This is a genomic window from Shewanella sp. MSW, from assembly GCF_007636515.1.
In the GTDB taxonomy this organism is placed as follows: Bacteria; Pseudomonadota; Gammaproteobacteria; order Enterobacterales; family Shewanellaceae; genus Shewanella; species Shewanella indica.
Genome location: NZ_LVDR01000002.1, coordinates 122,218 through 142,422, shown reverse-complemented (window position 1 = coordinate 142,422; position 20,205 = coordinate 122,218). Strand labels below are relative to the sequence as shown.

The following is a 20,205-nucleotide window of genomic DNA, read 5'->3' as shown; positions in this document are numbered from 1 at the left end:
TAGTCAAACAAAGGGCCCGCAATTGCGGGCCCTTCTTTTTTGAAAATCAACAAACTGCGGTTTACCTATCGCTCAAGCTGTTGCTCTCTCGCTCAAGCTGTTTATCCCTGACTCAGACTGTTGTCGTCGCCCGAGGCCTCGGCGCTCCAGTAACCCATGCGGCTCCCCTTGTCGATAAGCTCGGAGACCGCCAGTTCTATCGCCTGCAACACACAAAACTGTACCGGCTCATTGGTGGTAAAGCCCACTTCTGCCTCGGCCAGGCGGTTCAAACTGGTGTAACGGAACAGGCCGGCACGCATCTCCTGAGAGAACACCCGTTTGGTGGTATTGACCGACATCAGCACCTTACCTGTGTGCACATCCACCGCCCTCAGATATATGGTCACCTGATCTTCCCGGTACAGCTCGGAGGCGCCTATGCCGTAGTATTCCACGCCACTGCCGCCGGTTTCCACGTTGGTTTCATAGCTGATGATCCCACCTTCCAGAAGCAGCCTGGCATTGGTCAGGGTCGGCACTTCATTATTGCGCCCCTGCTGCTTACCTGAGATCTTGCGCTCGGTCAGCAGGTTCTGCAGCCCTTCCCGCTCCACAGGGGTAAACCACCTGGAGTCCAGCAGAGTCTGCACCAACATGGAAGTGGCACCCTGGGTCACTGCGGTCGAGAAGGAACTGACATTGGCCTGGGGCTTATATTGCCCGGTCTGATCCCGGAAAGAGTAAACCGCAACCGGGATAGGGAAACGCGGGCCGGGACGCGACTGCAGCGCCTTCATGGTTTCACTCAAGGGATTTACCTGGGCCTCATTGATATTCAAATCAGGCTTGGGAACCAGGCTACAGCCCCCCAGCAGTAACAGTGAAACCAATGCCAGCCACCTCATGGATTACCTCCATAAATAGGCATCTCTATCACTGTGACTTCGCCGGAAAGCAGGTTGGTAATGGTCAACATCACACCGCTGCCGGTAGAAGCCACTTCGACGCGGTAGTCACCCGTATCATAAACGCCATCTGTGATATCACCGTCGGCCACACCACGGGTGATAGAGTTAATAATGTTACGCTCCAGTGACTCCTTGAAGCGGGTAACAAAATCCTTTTCATTGCCGGCGGCCTGATTGTCATTTTGGGCCTGGGCCTTATTCAACAGAAACGAACCGTTGAGAGGGTTACCGCCAAAACTGGGGTTGATTGGGGTATAGACCAGTTCGGTGGCCTGCCCCGAAAAAGCCAGCAAGGCGCCGGCTGCGATTAACATCCTGAGTGTCATTGTGCTTGCTTCCTAAATTCCATCCCAATGGGATCCCAATTCCCCTGTCATGGATTGGGCTCTGACCGAGGCGATATAATCTATGGTCAAGAGAATCGCCTGTTCGGCCCGCTCCTTGATGGGACTGGCTCTGCGGCCAAAATGGGTTTGGTAAATACGGGTACCGTTAACCTCCAGTGTCAGCAAGGTGCCGGCCTGAGGGAAAACCGTTTCGTAAAGGGTGACATTGAATCCCTGGGTAAAGGGCAGATCCCGCCAATACCCCGAGTAGTAAAAACCAAAATCCTTGCCAAAGCGGGTCAGGGTTCTGTCTATGACCAGGCCACTGATCTCTATATCATCCGCCTCGGCTGCAGCCAACGCCGGAGCAGACGCAAGTGTCAGCATAAGTAAGCACAAGATACAGCGCATGGATAACAAGACAGAGTGCGGCATTGTCCCCGAAAATTCCCTTTGTTGCCTGAAAAGGCCATTCCTTTAACAAGAGCATTACATTAACAGCAGCGCCGGAACCGAGTCACCCGTCAGCAATGTATTTACCTGAAAATAGCTATTTCGGCTGAGTCAATATCTGTTAAAAACCATACGAAAGTATGACTCACTGTTGCGGTAACCACAGCTGAACCAGCAAGCCACCATCCTGACGGTTTTGCAGGCTGAGGCGACCGTCGTGAGCCTCGGCTATCTCCCGGCACAGCGCCAGTCCCAGGCCACTGCCCTGGGGCTTGGTGGAGTAGAAGGGTAACAGCGCCTGCGACAACACCTCCGCTGACATGCCACTGCCGCGATCCATCACGCAGATACTAACGCCGGCAACCGGGTCGGCAGCATCGCTACGCCAACCGGAGCGGCTGGCTATCTGCAGCTCAATCTCCTCAGGCGCTGAGCCGGACTCATGGGCGTTTTTGAGCAGATTCAGCAACACCTGCTCCAGCTGCACCTCATCGGCCAGCAAAGTCAGCGTAGGGGGCTCGTGGCAGACAAAGGCGTAATGCTCAGCCAACTCAGGCAGCAAGCGGGCCCATGGAATAACTTGTTTTTTGGGGCTGGGCAGCTTGGCAAAACGGGCATAACCTTCGATAAATTGCCCCAGATGATTGGTGCGATTTTCTATGGTATCGAAGATCAGGCTCAGCTTGGGATCGCGGTTCTCTGTGGTCAAGCGCCGACCCGAGTTGACCATGGAGGCAATTGGCGCCAGCGAGTTATTGAGCTCATGACTGATTACCCGAATCACCTTCTTCCACACCGCCACCTCCTGGCGGTTGAGCTCACGGGTCATCTGCTTGAGCAGCAGCAATTGATGCTGCTGACCATTGAGGTTGAACTGGCCGCGACTCAAGTGCCAGCTCTGGTTTTCGCCTTCCGGCAAGCCGAGATTGAACAGGCCATCGCGCTCACTCTCCAACATTTGGCGCATCTCTTCGCTCACCTTGGCTTTGAGCTCAGAGAGGCTGCTTCCCTCAAGGCCTTTCCTGGCATTGAACAGATGTTTGGCGGCGTCGTTGGCATAAATGATATGACCCACGCTATCGCACAGCAGCATGATATTGGGCGAGTTTTGAATGACCTTATCCAGCAGCAGTTCCCGCTGGTAAATATGCTGCCGCTCCTGCCTGAGTCGGGCCGACGCCTCGTTGAACAGTTGTGCCAGTCTATCCAGCTCGCTGATGCCGCTGTCCGGCAACGAGACACTAAAATCTCGATCAATCAGGTTAAGCATGCCGATTTCCAGCCCCGCCAGGCTGTCACCCAGGGTTCGGGTCAACCTGAGCCCTATGCCCAGCGCTGCCAGCAAGCCTGCCACTACCGCCAGCCATAACCATTCAGGCCCCAACCACAACAGACAACCCCACCCGAGCAGCAAACCCAGCAAGGTGCTCAGCAGCATGCCCAGCAGCAGCCTGTGTCTTAGACTGAGTCCTCCTGTCATGCCTGCCTCTTGCCGTCGATACCAAACTTCTCCATCCGCCGATAGAGCGCTTGACGGCTGATGCCAAATGACTTGGCAACCCTGGCGATAACGCCGCCGTGCTCGGCCAGCGCTGCTTCTATTTCCGCCTTGCCCGGCTCCTCTGCCCCGGCTTGTTGGCCTTGGTTCTCTGCAGCTTGGCCGACACTTGAATCCAAAATAGCTTTCGAGGCGGTTGCCGCAGCCAAACCGAAATCACTGTAGCTCAAAGACTCGCCGCGACTCAGCAAAACCGCGCGTTTACAGGCGTTTTCCAACTCGCGTACATTACCGGGCCAGTCGTGGGCCAGCAGCGCCTCTTTGGCACTCTTGTCCAACGTAAGGCTCTTGCTCAACGCCGCGCTCTTGTTCAAGGCCGCGGCCGCGCCGGCACAAAAGTGCTCCACCAGCGGCAAGATGTCGTCTTTGCGCTGCGCCAATGGCGGCAATGCCAGTTCCACCACATTGAGGCGATAGAAAAGATCCTCGCGAAAACGGCCTTCGATAATGTCCTGACGCAGATCGGCGTTGGTGGCACTCAGCAGCCTGACCTTGACCTTACGGGTCTGATGGCTGCCCAGGCGCTCAAACTCGCCGGTCTGCAATACCCGCAGCAGTTTTATCTGCCCGGACAGCGGCAGGTTGCCTATCTCATCCAGAAACAGGGTGCCGCCATCGGCCGCTTCGAAACGGCCGATACGGGCCTTGGTGGCGCCGGTAAATGCACCGGCCTCGGCGCCAAACAGCTCGGCCTCCATCAGCTCCATTGGCAAGGCGCCGACATTGACCTTGATAAGCGGCTTGTGTTTCAGTGGCGAATTGGCGTGCAGTATGTCCGCCAGTTTATCCTTGCCTGCGCCGTTGGGACCTGTGATCAACACAGAGACATCCGAGCGTGCCAGTTGCAACGCCAGATCAATACAGCGCTCCATAGCAGCGCTGGCAAATACCAAACCACAGAGATCGGCGCCGTCGAATGCCGCCTGCCGTTGCTGCTCACGCTGTTGCAACTGCTGGTTATCCTGTTGCAGCTTGTAGAGGGAAATCAGGTTGGCGACACTGTTGAGCAACTTGTTGTCATCCCAGGGCTTGGCCAGATAATCGGCGGCCCCGGCCTTCATCAATTCCACTGCCATTTCCAGCTCGGTCCAAGCGGTGAGCAAGATGATTGGCAGTTGCGGCTGACGACTGCGCAAGGCGTGAAACAGCTCCCGCCCTTCCTCCCCCGAGGTGGTGTCGCGGCTGAAATTCATGTCCTGGATTACCAGGCTGACCTCTTCTTGCTCGATAAAGTACAGTGCCTCTTGAGGGCTCTGACAACTGAGCGGCCGGTAACCGGCAATTTCCAACATCAGCGACAACGCCTGACATACGGCCTGATTGTCATCGACAACAAGTACAGTATCCATCATGCCTGCTTGTTACATCCTGTTATATCTATTGTAAAAATTATGGGTAAAACTAACCTAAAGCTGCCGCCAACGCGAGCCAAACTGCATGAGCCATGCCCTCGGCCCGAATGGGCGGCAAACAGATCAGACGCTGCGGGTCGCCATTGCCGGTGAGATATTCGCCGCCCTGCGGGCAGGCAAGACCACAGCCACTGTCGTCACCAGCAACATGCCCACCACTGTCAGCAGCGGATAGATGAGGTCGAGCTGTGGCAGGTCATAGTGCTGCATCAGTTGTTGCCCCAACACCACGGCAAGACAAGCCCCCAACAGCCCTCCGGCGATACAGATAAGGTAGTTTTCCGTCAGAAACAGACTCAGGATATCGGCCTTGGTGGCCCCCAAGGCCCGCCGGGTGCCAATCTGTTTGGTGCGGCGCTGAATGTTGAACATCACCATACCTGTCAGGCCTAAACTGGTGATCAGCAGCAGCAAAATCACCATCATGGACAGCACGCTGACCATGAGCTCGTGGTCACGATAGGAGCTTTGCTTTACTTCCTGAATAGATTGGAAATCATCGATCACCCGATTGGGGTTTTCCTTCATCAAGGCCTCGAGGATTTGCTCTTTCAACGCCTTGTGATGCTCGCTCGGCGCCCGCACCATGTAGAAATGCCCGGTGTAATCGACGTTCTGGATCAGGCTGTACTCAAGATCTTTGCTGTCCACCCAGGCACCCTGCAGTTTGTCGACCACACCTATCACTGTGACATTCTCGTCCCTGTCGGCCCAGAGGGTCTTGCCCACGGCGGACTCATTCGGCCAAACCTCATCGGCCAGCGCCTTGCTGATGATCACCAGCTTATTGCTGCCGTTAACATCATCATTGATCTCGTTGGCGTAGAAGTTACGCCCATCCACCAACTTGACCCCCAAGGTTTCCAGGGTGTGCTCTGTCCCCAGGTACATGGCAAGCTGGGGCGTCGTTTTGGACGTTTCCGGATCCGGGCCCAGATTCAGCGTGGTGGACCAGCCACTGCCACTGAGCGGCAACATATTGGTGGACGTCGCCGTGACGACATTGGGCAGGCGGCGGAGGATCTGCTGGTCGACCTTGTTCTGCAGCTTGGTATCTATATTGGGGTCAAAGTTATAGACGGTAAAGACCAGGATCTCCTGCTCGGCAATCCCGGAATCACGCTGCATCATGGTCAAACGTTCATGGATAATAAAGCTGGCATTGGCGACTATGGCCACCGATAAGATGATCTGCATCAGCAGTAGTATCGGGCCGCTCTTGCTGCGCATCAGGCTGCTGAAAACCGGTTTAATATTTAGCATAGTCAATCCCTTACTGGCTCTTGAGGTAAACGCTTGGTTTAGTGCGGCACACAACCCAAGCCGGATAAAGACCCGCCAACATGGCGGTACCTACCGCTATCCCGGGGGTGATAAACCACATACTCAAAGACAGGTGCGTCAGCCCTTCGGCAACCCCGAAGCGCGCCGACAGGCTATAGAGTGCTCCCCAGGCCCAGGCGAGGCCGAGAAAACCACCCAACAGCCCAATCACGCCCACCTCGACCATGTATTGAGAGAAGATCTGCCCGCGGCTGGCCCCAATGGCGCGGCGCACGCCAACCTCGGGGGCTCGCTTAAGGAACTTGGTCAGCATCAATCCCAGAATATTGACCAGGCAAACACTGAGAAACAGTATGCTCAGCCCCACCAGAATCTTATTGTCCTCGGGCACTACGTGATTTTTCTCCAGCCAGGCGTCTACATCGGACAGCTGCGCCGACTCAAAGGGAGACTTGCCATCGGTAAAGCGCCCCAGTTCTTTTTGCTGCTCGACATACTGAGCGAGGAAGTTCTTATAGGCGGCTCTGTCTTCTGCGCTTGGCAGATCGACCCAGTACTCGAGCCAGACTTTCTCTGAAACCAGTCTGTCCTGATAGTTGTCCAGACGCTCATACTTCCAACCCGAGACATTCCCCCAAATCGGAAACTCTTCATGGGCGGCCAGCGAAAACGGAATATACACTTGCTCGGCACTGGCAAAGGCGCCGCTGGTAGGATCGTAATACTTGGGCTGAGGGTTCCAGTCGGCTATCACGCCCACCACCTGAAAGGGTTTGCGGTTGAGATAGACAGTCTTGCCGACGCTGTTCTCGCCGCCAAACAGCTTCTGGTTCAGCTTTCTGCCGATAACCACTTGATAGGCCGCTTGCTCGTCCACTGATTTGTCCCAAACGTTGCCATAGAGAAAAGGCACTTCGAACAGCGGGAAGAAGCCGCGGTCGGTCACCCTGACGCCCTGCAACATGGGCAGAACTTCAGGGTCATCCGTTTGCACCGCCATACCACTGCGGAACATGGCGGCCTGCGATTTGGGGAGCTCCCCCTTACGCAGATTCATGGCATCCTGAAAAGTGATCAGCGAGTTAAACTCATCCCAGGAATCAGGTCCCTGGCTCCACAGCTGTACTGTGTTGAGTTGCTCGGCGCGATCCCCGGCCGGGTTGAAGGACATCATGCTGTACACGTTCAGCGTGGTGATGGTGATCCCTATCCCCACTGAGATGGCCAACACCATCAACAGCGACAATATCGGCGTCTTTTTGATGCTGCGCCAGGCCAGGTCAACATAGTAAATAAACATGCTCGCGCTCCTTAGCTGGCCACTTGTTCGGCCACATCCAGCTGCGGCGCCTGTTCGGTTTGATAACGGCTGAAGTCACACACCTGGCCATCCACTATCTGAATATTGCGCTGGGCGCGGCGGGCCAGCTCCGGGTCATGGGTCACCATGATGATGGTCGTACCGGCCTTGTTGATCTCTTCCAGCAGTTCCATCACCTGGCGGGCCATCAGGCTGTCCAGGTTACCCGTAGGTTCGTCGGCGAGCAGGAATCTCGGCTCCCCGGCCAAGGCACGGGCGATGGCCACCCGCTGCTGCTGACCACCCGAGAGTTGTGAGGGCAGATGCTTCATCCTCGCCCCCAGGCCCACCTGCTCCAGTGCCTGCTTCACCCGCTTCTGGCGCTCCTTGGCGCCAAAGCCGCGATAACGCAGTGGTACTTCAACATTCTCTGCCAGATTCAAGTCAGGGATAAGGTTAAAACCCTGAAAGATAAAGCCAATTTTCTCATTACGAATGGCCGCAGCCTTGTTGTCATTCAGGTTGGAGATATTGACATCATCAAGAAAATACTCGCCATGGGTAAAGCCTTCGAGCAGACCGGCGATATTGAGAAAGGTGGTTTTACCCGAGCCCGACGGTCCGGTCACGGCAACAAACTCCCCCTCTTGCACCGACAGATTGAAATCCCGTAACGCATGGGTTTCCACTAAATCCGTTTTGAACACCTTGTTGATATTTTTCATGGTTAACATGGTTTTAGTTCCTTATTTTTGCGTTATTCGGTGGGTTATTTTAGTTTCGTCAGGGCAGACAGACATTGCCCAAACCACTGGCCCGGCGCCATCGCGGCATGGCTGAAATCGGCAACTTGCCCCGGCTCGGCCGACACAGAGTTGACTGTGGTGGCTTCGATAAGATTGAGTCCCAGCAGGAACCAGTCCGAGGTATCTCGGGTATAGACCAGAGTCGCCACCAGCAACAGCAGCAGAGCCAGGGCCGCCACCAGACGTTCGGTGTTGAAGCTTTCGGTTTTCATTCTTCTCTCCTCAGCGAACCAGCACTTGCTCGGCGTCATTGAACAGATCGATATTGGAAATCACCCATTGGTCGCCCACCTCGCCGCCTTCCAGCACCTCGATATGGCTCATGCTGCGAGCACCGAGTTTGATCTCGGTGCGCTCGGCAATATCCCCCTGGAGACGGTACACCAGGCGGCCACCGCCACTGTTCACGAAGGCGCCGCGCTTGACCATCAGCACATCGGCACGGTTTTCCAACAAGACTCTGGCCGACAGGCGCTGATTCTGCCTCAGGTGCAAAGCGGTATCCTGCGGGAACCGGACCCGGGTAGAGACTTCGCGGTTACGTACTTCGGGGGAGATGGAGGCCAACTTGCCCATCACCATCACGCCGCCGAAGTTGAGTTCCACATCCATCCCCAGCCCCAGTTCATCGGCGTAGGTTTCCGGCACAGCCAACTCGGCCTCGAAGGCACTCAAGTCCACAACGGTGAGGATCGGCTGGCTCTGGGCGATACGGGCTTTTTGTTCCGTCAGCCAGTTACCTATGATGCCGCCAACAGGGGCTGTGATGTTCAGTGCTGCCACCTGACGTTCCAACTCGGCTACCACCAGTGCCTGACGATTGACCTCGGCCGCCTTGTTTTGCAGCTCAAAGGTCAGGGTGTCTTTCATCAGTGCGGCTTCCTGCTGGGCATGGGCATACTGCAGCTTGGCCTTGTGCAGCTCATCCTTGCTCTTCTCGTAATCTATCTTGGAGATCAGACTGGTTTCGATCAGTTGATCGCCGCGGCGGCTCTCCCTGTCTGCGGCCTCCAGATCCACCTTGGCCATATCCAGTGTCTGATTCGCCTTGAGTTGATTACGTCGGGCGTCCAACTTGGCCCGTTCCAGGGCACTCTTCATCCCATCGAGCAGGGCTTGCTGCTGCTTGAGGCTGTTGGTCAGGCTGTGGCTTTCTATGGTCGCAACCACCTGGCCCTGCTCGACCCTGTCCCCCGGGTTGGCTATCAGAGTCACAGTGCCACCTTCCGGGCTGTAGAGGATTGGCGCGTTGGCGGCGACTATCTTGCCTGTAGTGGCGATATCCCGGGTCAGAGTGCCGCGCTCCAGAGTGGCGAAGCGCAGCTCAGTGCGATCTATGGATTCACTGACACCGCTGCCACTGACACTGGCCCACACCAGGCCCGACAGCAACAATACTGCCGCGCCCAGGGTGGCCGGCCACTTGAGGCGACGCGCTAAACCCGGCGCCACTTGCTTGTCTTGTCCGCTGGTATCCTTAATCATCCCGTTTGTTCCTCAATTGAGCTTGTGACCATCTTGTTGCAACTAGGTTTACAAAGCTTGTGCCAAGTTTAGATAGTCATAGTTATCAATTGGTTGAAAAACAGAGGAGATTTTATTTGTGTCCGCGGACAAGCGGATACTGTCCGCTTTTTGCAAAAGTGTCCGCCTGGCGGACACTTAGTAACAGAAGAATAAATAGAGAGCGGGCTTAAAACGCTTGCAGCAGGATTACCAGACTGGCGCCGAAGCCGGGATGATGATTATCATGGCCGCTGCCCTTCGCGGGCCTGGTCGAGCACCTTGCAGATAGCCTCAACACCTTCCAGCGCCCTTGGGGTCGCCCGGTGCAGGAGATCGGCGTTAAGTGTGTAGATTTGTTCCGTTTTCACCGCAGGGATCTCCTGCCATCGGCTCCAGTCCAACCGCTTGCCATCGCCCTTTTCATCCGTCTTGATGATCACCTCGGGTTGACTGAGAAGCACATTTTCCATGCTTACCTGCGGATAAGGTGAGCTGCTGTCCTTGAAGACGTTGTTGCCATGGCAGACTTCCAACAACTGCTGGATCCAGCTGTCCTGGGCCACTGTCATCAAAGGCTCGGACCAGAGTTGATAGAACACCTTGATCTCCGGCTTGGCGGCATTGTCCCGGCGCAAGTTTGCCAATTGTTGCCGGTAGTCGGCAGCCACTTCCCCGGCCTGCTGTCTGTGGCCGGTGAGACGCCCTAGCTGTTCCAGCTCTTCGGCAATACCTTCCAGGGTCTTGGGGTCACTGCCGTAAATGCGATACCCAAGCTTGGTCAACTGTTCGATATCTTCGCTGCGGTTGCCCGTGTCCCAGACCACCACCAGATCCGGGTTCAGCTCTATCACTCTTTCTATCTGTATGCCGTAGTAACCGCCTATGCGGGGAATTGCCTTGGCGGCCTCGGGGAAATCGGCATAGTCTGTGGTGGCCACTATCTGCTCCCCCGCGCCTATGGCAAACAGCATCTCCACCGCATGGGGAGAGAGCGCCACTATGCGCATGGCCGGCCTGGCGCTAACGCTTTTATTAACCGCTTTGTTGGGCGACTTGGCCTGGGCGGCAGGGCTCAGAGCCAAACTGCAAAGCAGGCAGAGTATCAGTCGGTTCACCTGGTTTCCTTGGTTATTCACAAAATTGCTTCAAGCATACCTCAAGCAAGTTGCGAGTAAAACGCGCGGCCCAGGTTCTGCGGCCGTAAAAAAGCGCACCATTTGACCAATAAAAAGTCAGCCAATGTTCAGTTTTGAGACGGCACAAGTAAAACTTGTTAAACATTGGCATCACAGGTTGACCGAGAGTAAATAATTAATTTTAATACCCTGTTTTTATATATACTTACAGAGCACCAAGGAATACAAGTGCGCCTCTTTTTCATCCTGATATTTTGCTGTTTCGGCCTGCTTGGCGGCTGTAAAAGCACCCCATCCGCCCCCGAATCTCAGCCCGTGGATCCGCAAAAACTGGCGCTGGAACAAGCCTTCAACGCCCGAGGCTTTACTCTGTCAGCACTGGATAACATCAATTATCTGGGTGCCAGGCAGTGCAGCAACCTGGAGCTCCAGGCCCACAGAGGCTCGATACGTTTTCCGGAAAACTCGCTGGAAGCCGTCATAGATGCCCTGGATAACCAGTTTGATGTGATTGAAATCGATGTGCGCCTGACCCGGGATGATGTCTGGGTCATTCATCACGATGGCCGCACCGGACGCGAAACCGGCACCATAGACAATAAGCGCCGCAAGATAGAGTCGATTCGCTATGAGAAAGAGTGGGGCTATCTGCGCCAGCGGGACATGCAAACCGGCGCCCTCACAGATACGGTACCGCCCAACTTTCGCCAACTGGCGCAGGTGTTCAGCCGCTATGCCCATAGCGGACAGAAGCTGAATATTGAGATCAAGAGCCGCGCCGGCAGCCGGGATCTGGAGATGCTCGACTATCTGGCCTTCAGTATCATAGGCCAGGGGCGCTACTTCTACAGTAGTCTGGAGCTGGAAAACCTCAAAAAAATGAGGCAGATAAACGACGCTGTTTTCCTGTCCTTTATCCAGAGCCCCGCCAAGGCCTCGATGAACAAACTGGCGGCCGATATGAAACGCGGCGCAGGTCAAGATCCCATCTTTTTGCGTAATCAATCCATGCTGGAGGATATTCAGGGTTACGCCAACCGCCGCTACCGGGAAAAACGCTACGATTCTGCGGCAGGACTCAATAAGCTGAAAAAGGCGCTCAAGTCCAACTTTGGTATCGCCGTGGACATACGCCACTATCGGCGAAACGCCAAAGGCTTCAAGTCATTGGCCCATAACCGCGGCATTCCTGTGGCCAGCTATACCATCAATGGTCATGATTACCACGAACAGAGCCTACTGGGACTCAAGCGCAGTCAACTACCCGACTCTGTGATTATCGACGACAGTCTCTATGGTTTTTGCAGCCGCTTCGCCCTGCCGCCCATGCTGCCTTATCAAGGCAGCACTGAGCTGACCCGCAAGCTGGCCACGCTGCCCAAGGATCTGGATCTTTCCAAGCTCTCTTTGCTGGAAACCTACTGGCCCAACGGTCTGTATCCGGCGGTGGATGGCAAACTGAAGTCCTTCAAGACAGGCGCTGTGGCCAATAAAGGCAAGGCGTCCCAGTCCGAGTCTGGCGGCGGCTTTGTTCCTGTGATCATGAAAACCCAGGCCGGCCCCAGAGAAAACCAAACCCAAGTAGACCTCACCGCAGATGACGCAGTGAAAATAGAGCTGCGCCGCAGCGAGCAGCAATGAGGAACCAAGGATGAAAAAACTGTCCTGGCGGGTATTTTTCCTGCTGCTGAGCGCTGCCTATCTGATCCCAGAGGCCATCTTCAACGCCCAACTGGTTTCTTTGGTGGGCTTGGGCACCCCCAAGCCCGAGCAACTCGAACACCTGGAGATTTACGGCCGCACCATTTCCGGGATAGGTGTGACCCTGCTGCTGGCCGATCTCTTGCCGGCACGGCTGTTCAAAACCGCCCTAAGAGGCAGCCTGACCCTGTTGCTGCTCACCTTGTGCGTCTGGCCCAGCGTGTTTTTCGGCCAAAAATACCTGATAGAGCAATGGCTGATTGAACCCTCTACCCCGGAACAGCGTCAATACGCAGCCTACAGCGCGGCGCTGCGTGATGCCCTGGCGGTTAATGCGGTCGAAGTCGAAGGTCTCAACTACGACCCCAAAGAGCTGCACAGCTCTGAAAACCTGACCTTTCTGGCCCTATTCGGCGGCCTGGCCTATGCCGACCACAACCTCACCGACAACCTGGATGATTACAAACAGAAGATCATTCACAACTTCGTGCAAAAGCGGGCCTATCGCGACTTTGACCAGCACTATCACGACTTTGGTCAACTCTATGATGAGCTGTCGGCCAGCTATCGCAGTTATGCCGAAGGCTCCAACCGCTACAACCAGACCCTGGCGGGGATCCCGGAGCGGGAGATGGGTTACTGGCAAAACATAGAGCAAGAGGTCAATCAGGGCTGGGGCAAGTATCAACAGGCGCAAAAGGCCCATGTGGCCAAGGCCGGTGCCAGGGCCCAGGAATACGGCCCCAAGATCTTCGCCTACCATGAAGACACCAACCGCTGCCAGGAACGCTACAAGAAGTCATCCCAGAAAGAACGTCGCTATCAATGTATAGAACGGGAAAACGCCCGCTACAAGACAATGATCTCCAAGGCGGGGCTCGGCTACATAGATCCCAACTACTGGTTGATAGTCGAAGACATCAGCACAGGCGAAAACCTGCTGTCCAGCGCCCTGTTCGGGGTGATGACAGCCGGTGTCGGCACCGCCATGCAGGCGCTGAGCCTGGCTACAGGTGGCGATGGCGGTCTTAAGGACAAACGCTATAAGTACACAGACGATCCGGATCATTACCAGCGTCTGTTCTTGGCCCATCCCAAATTCCAGGCGATGTTTGAAAAGGAAACCGGCTATCCGTTCAACATAGCGTCACTGGCCGACTTCAGGGTGCATCCTGTGACTCAGGTGAAACTGCGCCGGGCCCTCAAGGCCAAGGGGCTGAAACTGCCGGACAGCTGGCATATCAGCAATCGTCCGCTGTTTAGTCAAAGCGTGGCCAAGACGGTTAAGGCTGAAGCCGATGCCCGCTGGCAGAGCGAGATGCGTAAACGCGGTTTGGACTTGCCCATCAACTTAAGTTGGAACGCCTTCCAGTTGCATCCGCAGATCCAACGCAAGATAGCCGCTCGCATGGGCGATCTCTATGTGCCTAACGTCCGCGCCGACTGGAACCAGGCCAACTTCAAACGCCATGTGCTGGATCCCAACATCCAGAAACGTACCCAGAGTTACCTGCAGATGCTGGCCGAGTCGGAACGTGAATTTGCCGATGGCGGACGCTATGCCGAGCAAGGCAAGCAGGCGCTGCGATCTGTGATTATTCCGCCCATCTCCATGTCACTCAGCCTGTTTTTGATCTGTATGACCTTTATCAAGCTGCCGCTGAAGACGCTGCAGCTATTCCGCCCCGGCGCGAGTCAAGCAAGTGGCAGCGAAGACAGTACCGGCATAAATGAGAATGCCACTGAAAGTGCCAAGTCCGGCAAACGCCGCTGGCTGGCATTGACCGCCAAGCTGTTGCCGCCCCTACTACTGCTGACCTTGCCGGTGCTTTTGGTGCAAAACCGCTACACCCAGGATGATACCAGCCCGGTGAACTACTTCCTCACCAAGGTGGAACAGTCCGGCAATATCGGCTTTGCCTACGCCCTGCGCTGGACACTGCACGCCCAACCGCTGCTGCATCCTTTGGGGCTGAGCTTTGAGCAACACACGGGTATCTATCAGGCCTTCTCGCCGCTGGCGCATTCACTGGCCAAGATAGACTTGCTGCACAAGAGCACTCCAGCGCCACTCAAGGCCAGCGAGCTGGCACCGACCGAGACACGCCTCAAGGTCAAAACCAATGTGAACAATGCAAATATCAGGATCATGAACATCGGCCCCAAGTATCACCCGGGGATCCGGCTTAAACCGGGCAACTACGATGTGCAGGTAAGCGCCCCCGGTTATCAGACCTACCGCAAATGGCACAGCCTGAATGGCGGCGAACAAACACTGACAATCCGTCTTTTACCCAATTGACAAGGAAACTGAATGCACCACTGCAATCAACCCATTTATGCCAAGGAAAACTTCTGCGGTCACTGCGGAGAGTCCCTGCCTGAGCAGCCCAAGCTGAAGAACATTGAGGATGTCGCCCCTGAGATCCTAAAAGATCTCAAACCCCACTATTCCGGTGCCAGGACGTTCACCGGCCGGGTCAACTCCAGCTTCCTCTACAAGCGGCGCCGGGTAGACAGTGGCAATAATCTCACCTACAGCTACTGGTGGCTTGAGCTGGAAGATAAAGACGGCAACATAGAGCGGGTCAGTGTCAACGCCGAGAACAAGTTCTACGACCAGATTCGCCGCGGCGATGTGCTGACCTTGTTTTATCCGACAGACTACACCCTGAATTACCGCATCGAAGGTAAAGACGCCAAACGCCTGGTCAGCCATAACCATATGGCTCCGGCAGCCATCAGTCATGAAGCCGACGGTCAACGCTCGACCATAGTGCCCGACTATGAGCCGGGTAGCCAATCCAGCGCCTTCTGGTGGCTGCTGCTGGGGATTGCCAGCGCCTTGTTGCTGTACTTTGGTGCCAAGCAACCCACAGAAATCGCTATCGGGGTGGCCGTGGTTCTGTCTGTGGTGTGTTTCATTCTGGAGCGTCAGCGCAACCAGAAGAAGCACACCAGGGAACTGCGCCGCTACGAGGCGCTGCAACTGGCAATGAAACGCCTGTTGTCTGTCACCCAGGAAGCGTTGGGCTACCATATCGCCCAGCGGCCGAGAAAAGACTCGGATATTTTCTGCTTCAAATGCCAGAGTCGCATCGACGGCGAGCACGGCTACTGTGTTCAGTGCGGCAGCTCGCAGCAGCAAGCACCGGCAACGGCCGCCAACAGCCTCAGTGTCCGCGATGAGGAAGAAGCCATGATGCGGCAATACAGCCTAAGTTACCGTGAACCCTATCTGCACAAACATGTCTTGGCCGGCGATGAAAAGGGTGAAGTCAGCGTTTCCTGCATCATGGGCAAAGTGCTCGACAGAAGTGCCAGCGCCAGTGTCGATGACTTCACGGTCACCACCACTAAAACCACCACTACAGACCATTATGTGGGTAACAGATTTTCCCACAGCACCACAGACACTGAAACCAGCAGCCATCGCAGCCGCAGCTCCAACGTTGATGGCGAAGTCTTGCTACAACTGGCCGATGGCGAAGTGCGGGAGATGCGCTTCGGCGAAGATCTGCTGGGGGATCTGGATGTGGGCGACTGGATGCTTTACGCCAGCTCAAGAGCCAAATTGGGCGTTGATGACTATAACCGTGAGTACGCCTACAACCTGACCAAGAACAAACGCTATAACAACACATCTTTCCAGCAATACGGCAAGCTCAACGGCGCAGGCACTTGGATCTTGTTGGCGATTGCCGCCTTGGTCTTCAACTTCTGGGGTCCGGATTATATCTGGTATCCGCTGTTCGATATGCTCTACTTCCCGCTGCTGGATCCCATCTACAGCACCTCATTTTTCAGACACAACCTGACCCTGGTGGTGTTTATCATGGTCAGTGCAGTACTCCTGGTTTGGACCCTACTTTATGGTCGGCGTAACCAAGAGCGTAAGCGCAAACTGCTGTCACGCCTGACCGACCATATCGACGGTTTTACCCGCGCCATCCCGGAGTTGAAGGAAAAGCTTAAACGTATGGGCTAACGCCGGTTTATACTCCCCCAAGCCACCTCACGAGGTGGCTTTTTTACCCCAGAGAAAAATATAGAGAATTGAGAATGCAAGTAGCCTATATAAACGAAGACATGAATGAAGGGGAATCACTATTTAGTGCGGTCGATATTCGCTCGTCACTTTATGATGACAATGATTTTATCCCAACTAGTTGTCTGAATGAGATTGTATGGCAGGACACTGACATCCTCGATATTGAAGCGCTGGATTTAATCAGAGGGGGCGCTTTTAATGTTACCAAGGAGATAGCCGAATTAATCATGAGCTTTGACCCTTACGGGGTCGAAGTCTACCCCTCCAAGTTAACCTGTGCCGGCTCAGGGGTTTTAATCGATCGTTATATACTGGCAGTAGACAACTTGGTGGATGCCGTTGATACCGAAAACAGCATCAAAATAACCAAAGCTACCAGCCGGTTTTTCTTATCGGCTGAAAAAATCAATAAACTCCCCGAAAGTAAAAGACACGTATTCAAGCCGATAGGAATGACGAAAACATTCTTCTCTATTGAACTACTTGAAGCCCTCATACGCCTGGACGAGGAAGGAAAGATAAACACCAGCATTGTGGCTTTCTCATTTGATACATCCGAAGAAGCACCTAGAATATAAACCTTTAAAAAGGATGCGCCTGGCTATGAGTCCCACTAATAATGCCGCTATGAATATAACCATGAATGATTACGCGCTGCTGTCCAGACAATCTCTGGCTGAATTTGCATTCCAGCCAACCCCGAAATCCACAGTCACTCTTGAACCAGACCTGCTTCTGGAAATAACATTCTCCCCCAAGCTTTTTATTGTCAACGATATAGCAGAGAGAATCGCGGAACGGGTCCAACATGGTGTCGAGTGGCTGGACGCAAGGGTAGATTGCTCACCAAGCCAACCATCAAAAGATCAAATAAAAGTATTTGAAAACTTCCGTATGCCGTACATACACCAGACTTATCGGCTAACTAATGAAGAGAAGCAATATGGCAAGTTAAACTGGTTGGATTTGGAAACCGCAAAGCTGGATTTTTCACGCCTGGAAGGTGTCCCACTTGAAGAGCGACTAATATTTAAGCTTGAAGAGGATTTCGGTTACCTGTTTATCCATAACAGCGTGGTAGCTTTGCTTAAAAAGCATGTAAAAACAGTTTGGGTAAGAGATGTATAAAAAACACGCTTATGCATTAACAACTGCCTATTGATGCCCCCTGGTATGACTTTTTTCGACCCGCAAATTTCTTTCGCGGTAATTTGCCTTGCTATAACCCAAAGTTGAATATCAAGTACAAAATAAACAAGAGTATTGCCCATATAGCCAGTTTGAAAGCCGCTCTGATTTCAGTGATTAGCGCTGCCAACTCTGAATGATACAGGGAATAACGTTCAGCTCTTCCAAACAAGATCCCCATATACAGATCATAGTCGCCTAGTTGTTGGCCTATTTGTCCCCAAAATGTCCTGTTTTTATCCTGATTGGTCTGAGTCAGTTTATGCAGTTTCAGACATGCTCTTACCCAAAGAGAGAGCACCACTAAACATAGGAATAAAAAAGTAAATTCAGCCACTTATACTTTCCTTGTAACGCTTGCGGTAAGGGTTGAAAACCTTATTTTACACCCGATTTCAACAACTCTGCCCATTAATTCGCACAGGCGCCGAGCGAAGCCGAGTTGACCACTTTCCTGACAGACAAACCGGCCTGCTTTAAGCGCCAGAGCCACTATAGTCCCTCGGCGTAACAGGTTGCCGAAGGGCTCAAGCTGCAGCGCAAACAGCTTATTGCGGCAATCATTAAGCCCACACGGCTAAACCATAAATAAAGCCTCAACAGCCAAATAACAGCGATGAGGCAGAGCTATCGCAGTCGCTCTCGGCCTTAAGCTCATCGTCGTAAACATCACGACTGCCCAGATACTCACCGTGTTCGAACGTCTGGATATAGTAAGCTTTACCCTGGATGTAAGACACGGTTTCGCCATGCTCTTTACCGTCCTGATAACGGGCGACCTTGTTCAGTAACCCATCTTCGGTGAAATAGTAAAAACTGCCCTGCGCCTGTCCTTTGGCGTCATATTGCTCCCGCCCCAGTTCGTAACCCGCTGCAGAGTGCGCCAGCCAAGTGCCGACTTTTTTGCCGTAATGATACTCCCCTTGCCAGAGGGACACTTGGATTTCATAGGGATCCTGGTACTGCCACTGGCCATGCCGTTTGTCCTGGCTATAATTTCCCTTGGCTTGCAGCTCGCCTTTTTCGCTGTAGGTTTGGTATTCCCCCTCAAGCTGCCCGTGCCGGTAATGCGCCAGCTGTAACAATTGGCCATCGTGTACCTGGATTTCTTTCACTTCACCGTGCAACCGCCCCTGGCTGTCACGCTGTTCTGTGCGGCGGTTACGGGCATCTTGATAAGTCCAAAACCCCACCTTTTTGTAATGGGCATATTCGCCCTGCTCCAGCAGCTTGCCGCTGACCAGTTTCTTCTCATAAGCACCGTGAAGCTGGCCTTCTTGGTAGTGACTGGTCTCTATGTAGGGCTCATCATCCCAGAGCCCCTGATACATTTGCACGGCCAGCCCCTCGCGCTTGCCCTTGAGTTTCTCCTCTCGTTCGATGACAACGCCGTTGGCATCAAACTTCTGGTATAAAGTCCACACCCGAGTCATATCCTGCTGCATTCTTGAGCTGAGTTTGCCGTCTTGGAAGTATTGTCTGTCGAGGATCTGTTTGTCTTTGACAAAACGGGCGTTGAACTCCATGGTCTTGCTGCCGTCATCGGCAAACTTTTGTTCAAAGACCAAACGGCTTTTTTCGTCAAAGCGCTGCAACTGCTGCAGCTGCGAGCTACTGGTATAAAAGGTTTGCTGCTCGCCCACCTTTTTGCCCTGCTGATAATGTTCAATTCGAGTCAGCTGTCCCTTGGCATCATACTGGCGGCTTTCCCCATGCTCTCGATTCTGCCGGAAACTGGTTTCCCGACTAAGCTGGCCATTTTTATGCCAGCGTTTGGCCGGTCCCTGTCGCTGACCATCCACATAGACATACTCGGCCTCTTGGACACCTGTATCCCAGTATTCATAGGCTTTTCCCTGCTGACCTTTAGGGCCAAAGGTGTCAATGGAGGACAGCTCACCATTGCGGTGATAACGTTTGCGCTCCCCTGTCAGTTTACCCGCCAGATACAGACTGCGCTCACGCAGTTGCCCACCCGGGTAGTATTCCAGTTGCTCCCCTTCCGGCAGACCATTGACCAGCGAGTGCTGCGCCTGCAGACTGCCATCCTGGTAATAGTGGCTGTCTTTACCGACGCGTTTGTCGCCCAACTGCTGATAAACCTCCTCTAACTGACCGTTACTGTAGAAGTTTTTTTGAGTGCCTCTTTGTTCACCATCAACAAAACCGGCCTCCATGGTCAAGATGCCGTCTTCATCATAGAAACGGATCGGGCCTTCCATCTCGCTGTTATCGTTATAACGGCCATCGGAAGACAGCTTGCCGTTATTGTGAAAGAACTGGTAGTTACCCAAGGCATTTTGAAAGATACCCGGCTTGGCAAAGCTGCCCTTGAATCTGGGGGTATCCGAGCCGACATAATAGATGGTGGTCTGCCAACCCTGTTGATCTTGAGTTTGCGGATCTTTGACATAAAAACTGGCCTGGCGCTCACTGTCGACCACTTGCCAATCCTCATTCAGCCACACTGTCTCGGCGCTGGCCATCCAGCTCATCAGGCCACAAAGTAATATCAATACACGCATTTTCTTGTC

The 20,205-nt window shown here is 54.0% G+C and carries 18 protein-coding genes; 5 read left to right on the top strand and 13 right to left on the bottom strand.

Annotated elements, in window-relative coordinates; genetic code table 11:
• Positions 1-101 precede the first annotated feature (101 nt).
• From AYI96_RS02250 to AYI96_RS02200, 11 genes are all read right to left on the bottom strand, one after another.
• Entirely contained in the window at positions 102-887 is a 786-nt protein-coding gene (locus AYI96_RS02250) for a CsgG/HfaB family protein (protein ID WP_039034130.1), read from the bottom strand.
• Positions 884-1,276 carry a curli assembly protein CsgF gene (locus tag AYI96_RS02245; RefSeq protein WP_144360914.1) on the bottom strand — a complete coding sequence of 131 codons (393 nt, stop codon included), beginning with the start codon at positions 1,274-1,276 and terminating at the stop codon, positions 884-886. Before AYI96_RS02245 ends, AYI96_RS02250 begins: the two co-directional genes overlap by 4 nt.
• 12 nt (positions 1,277-1,288) lie before the next feature.
• Entirely contained in the window at positions 1,289-1,663 is a 375-nt protein-coding gene (locus AYI96_RS02240) for a curli production assembly/transport protein CsgE (RefSeq protein ID WP_226684543.1), read from the bottom strand.
• Positions 1,664-1,874: 211 nt separating this feature from the next.
• Positions 1,875-3,209 carry a sensor histidine kinase gene (locus AYI96_RS02235; RefSeq protein WP_144360913.1) on the bottom strand — a complete coding sequence of 445 codons (1,335 nt, stop codon included), beginning with the start codon at positions 3,207-3,209 and terminating at the stop codon, positions 1,875-1,877.
• The gene (locus tag AYI96_RS02230; protein WP_039034126.1) at positions 3,206-4,636 is read right to left on the bottom strand and encodes a sigma-54-dependent transcriptional regulator; all 1,431 of its coding nucleotides are present in this window, start codon (positions 4,634-4,636) and stop codon (positions 3,206-3,208) included. The genes AYI96_RS02235 and AYI96_RS02230 overlap by 4 nt, the downstream gene beginning before the upstream one ends.
• 126 nt (positions 4,637-4,762) lie before the next feature.
• On the bottom strand, positions 4,763-5,962 hold the full coding sequence (locus AYI96_RS02225; RefSeq protein WP_129979183.1) for an ABC transporter permease: 1,200 nt from the start codon (positions 5,960-5,962) through the stop codon (positions 4,763-4,765).
• Positions 5,963-5,972: 10 nt separating this feature from the next.
• The gene (locus AYI96_RS02220) at positions 5,973-7,283 is read right to left on the bottom strand and encodes an ABC transporter permease (protein ID WP_144360912.1); all 1,311 of its coding nucleotides are present in this window, start codon (positions 7,281-7,283) and stop codon (positions 5,973-5,975) included.
• An 11-nt stretch (positions 7,284-7,294) separates the two neighbouring features.
• Positions 7,295-8,017, bottom strand: coding sequence for an ABC transporter ATP-binding protein (locus tag AYI96_RS02215; protein ID WP_039034123.1), 723 nt, complete (start codon positions 8,015-8,017; stop codon positions 7,295-7,297).
• Between the two features lie 35 nt (positions 8,018-8,052).
• Complete coding sequence (locus tag AYI96_RS02210) at positions 8,053-8,301, bottom strand: hypothetical protein (protein WP_144360911.1); 249 nt, start codon at positions 8,299-8,301, stop codon at positions 8,053-8,055.
• Positions 8,302-8,311: 10 nt separating this feature from the next.
• Positions 8,312-9,574 (bottom strand): efflux RND transporter periplasmic adaptor subunit, encoded by a 1,263-nt coding sequence (locus tag AYI96_RS02205; protein WP_144360910.1) that lies wholly within the window; start codon positions 9,572-9,574, stop codon positions 8,312-8,314.
• A gap of 263 nt (positions 9,575-9,837) precedes the next feature.
• Positions 9,838-10,602 carry a cobalamin-binding protein gene (locus AYI96_RS02200; protein WP_082014276.1) on the bottom strand — a complete coding sequence of 255 codons (765 nt, stop codon included), beginning with the start codon at positions 10,600-10,602 and terminating at the stop codon, positions 9,838-9,840.
• A gap of 357 nt (positions 10,603-10,959) precedes the next feature.
• Here AYI96_RS02200 and AYI96_RS02195 point away from each other — a divergent pair, with 357 nt between their 5' ends.
• The 5 genes from AYI96_RS02195 to AYI96_RS02175 all read left to right on the top strand — a co-directional run bounded on the left by AYI96_RS02195 (position 10,960) and on the right by AYI96_RS02175 (position 17,611).
• Entirely contained in the window at positions 10,960-12,372 is a 1,413-nt protein-coding gene (locus AYI96_RS02195) for a glycerophosphodiester phosphodiesterase (protein ID WP_144360909.1), read from the top strand.
• 10 nt (positions 12,373-12,382) lie between these two features.
• The gene (locus AYI96_RS02190) at positions 12,383-14,734 is read left to right on the top strand and encodes a PEGA domain-containing protein (protein WP_144360908.1); all 2,352 of its coding nucleotides are present in this window, start codon (positions 12,383-12,385) and stop codon (positions 14,732-14,734) included.
• A gap of 12 nt (positions 14,735-14,746) precedes the next feature.
• Positions 14,747-16,420 (top strand): hypothetical protein, encoded by a 1,674-nt coding sequence (locus AYI96_RS02185; protein WP_144360907.1) that lies wholly within the window; start codon positions 14,747-14,749, stop codon positions 16,418-16,420.
• Between the two features lie 74 nt (positions 16,421-16,494).
• Entirely contained in the window at positions 16,495-17,061 is a 567-nt protein-coding gene (locus AYI96_RS02180) for a hypothetical protein (protein ID WP_144360906.1), read from the top strand.
• A 25-nt stretch (positions 17,062-17,086) separates the two neighbouring features.
• On the top strand, positions 17,087-17,611 hold the full coding sequence (locus AYI96_RS02175; RefSeq protein ID WP_200887989.1) for a hypothetical protein: 525 nt from the start codon (positions 17,087-17,089) through the stop codon (positions 17,609-17,611).
• A 91-nt stretch (positions 17,612-17,702) separates the two neighbouring features.
• Here the strand turns inward: AYI96_RS02175 and AYI96_RS02170 are convergent, their stop codons facing one another.
• Both AYI96_RS02170 and AYI96_RS02165 read right to left on the bottom strand, forming a co-directional pair.
• On the bottom strand, positions 17,703-18,008 hold the full coding sequence (locus AYI96_RS02170) for a hypothetical protein (protein WP_039034117.1): 306 nt from the start codon (positions 18,006-18,008) through the stop codon (positions 17,703-17,705).
• A 259-nt stretch (positions 18,009-18,267) separates the two neighbouring features.
• Positions 18,268-20,196, bottom strand: a complete 1,929-nt coding sequence (locus AYI96_RS02165; RefSeq protein ID WP_144360905.1) for a toxin-antitoxin system YwqK family antitoxin — start codon at positions 20,194-20,196, stop codon at positions 18,268-18,270.
• Positions 20,197-20,205: the final 9 nt, after the last annotated feature.

Excerpts from the sequence above, each read along its gene's own strand:
- AYI96_RS02250 (WP_039034130.1), bottom strand. The coding sequence starts at position 887 with ATGAGGTGGCTGGCATTGGTTTCACTGTTACTGCTGGGGGGCTGTAGC.
- AYI96_RS02175 (WP_200887989.1), top strand. The coding sequence starts at position 17,087 with ATGAGTCCCACTAATAATGCCGCTATGAATATAACCATGAATGATTAC.
- AYI96_RS02185 (WP_144360907.1), top strand. The coding sequence starts at position 14,747 with ATGCACCACTGCAATCAACCCATTTATGCCAAGGAAAACTTCTGCGGT.
- AYI96_RS02205 (WP_144360910.1), bottom strand. The coding sequence starts at position 9,574 with ATGATTAAGGATACCAGCGGACAAGACAAGCAAGTGGCGCCGGGTTTA.
- AYI96_RS02235 (WP_144360913.1), bottom strand. The coding sequence starts at position 3,209 with ATGACAGGAGGACTCAGTCTAAGACACAGGCTGCTGCTGGGCATGCTG.
- AYI96_RS02230 (WP_039034126.1), bottom strand. The coding sequence starts at position 4,636 with ATGGATACTGTACTTGTTGTCGATGACAATCAGGCCGTATGTCAGGCG.
- AYI96_RS02190 (WP_144360908.1), top strand. The coding sequence starts at position 12,383 with ATGAAAAAACTGTCCTGGCGGGTATTTTTCCTGCTGCTGAGCGCTGCC.
- AYI96_RS02215 (WP_039034123.1), bottom strand. The coding sequence starts at position 8,017 with ATGTTAACCATGAAAAATATCAACAAGGTGTTCAAAACGGATTTAGTG.
- AYI96_RS02210 (WP_144360911.1), bottom strand. The coding sequence starts at position 8,301 with ATGAAAACCGAAAGCTTCAACACCGAACGTCTGGTGGCGGCCCTGGCT.
- AYI96_RS02180 (WP_144360906.1), top strand. The coding sequence starts at position 16,495 with ATGCAAGTAGCCTATATAAACGAAGACATGAATGAAGGGGAATCACTA.
- AYI96_RS02225 (WP_129979183.1), bottom strand. The coding sequence starts at position 5,962 with ATGCTAAATATTAAACCGGTTTTCAGCAGCCTGATGCGCAGCAAGAGC.
- AYI96_RS02200 (WP_082014276.1), bottom strand. The coding sequence starts at position 10,602 with ATGCGCATAGTGGCGCTCTCTCCCCATGCGGTGGAGATGCTGTTTGCC.
- AYI96_RS02240 (WP_226684543.1), bottom strand. The coding sequence starts at position 1,663 with ATGCTGACACTTGCGTCTGCTCCGGCGTTGGCTGCAGCCGAGGCGGAT.
- AYI96_RS02220 (WP_144360912.1), bottom strand. The coding sequence starts at position 7,283 with ATGTTTATTTACTATGTTGACCTGGCCTGGCGCAGCATCAAAAAGACG.
- AYI96_RS02165 (WP_144360905.1), bottom strand. The coding sequence starts at position 20,196 with ATGCGTGTATTGATATTACTTTGTGGCCTGATGAGCTGGATGGCCAGC.
- AYI96_RS02245 (WP_144360914.1), bottom strand. The coding sequence starts at position 1,276 with ATGACACTCAGGATGTTAATCGCAGCCGGCGCCTTGCTGGCTTTTTCG.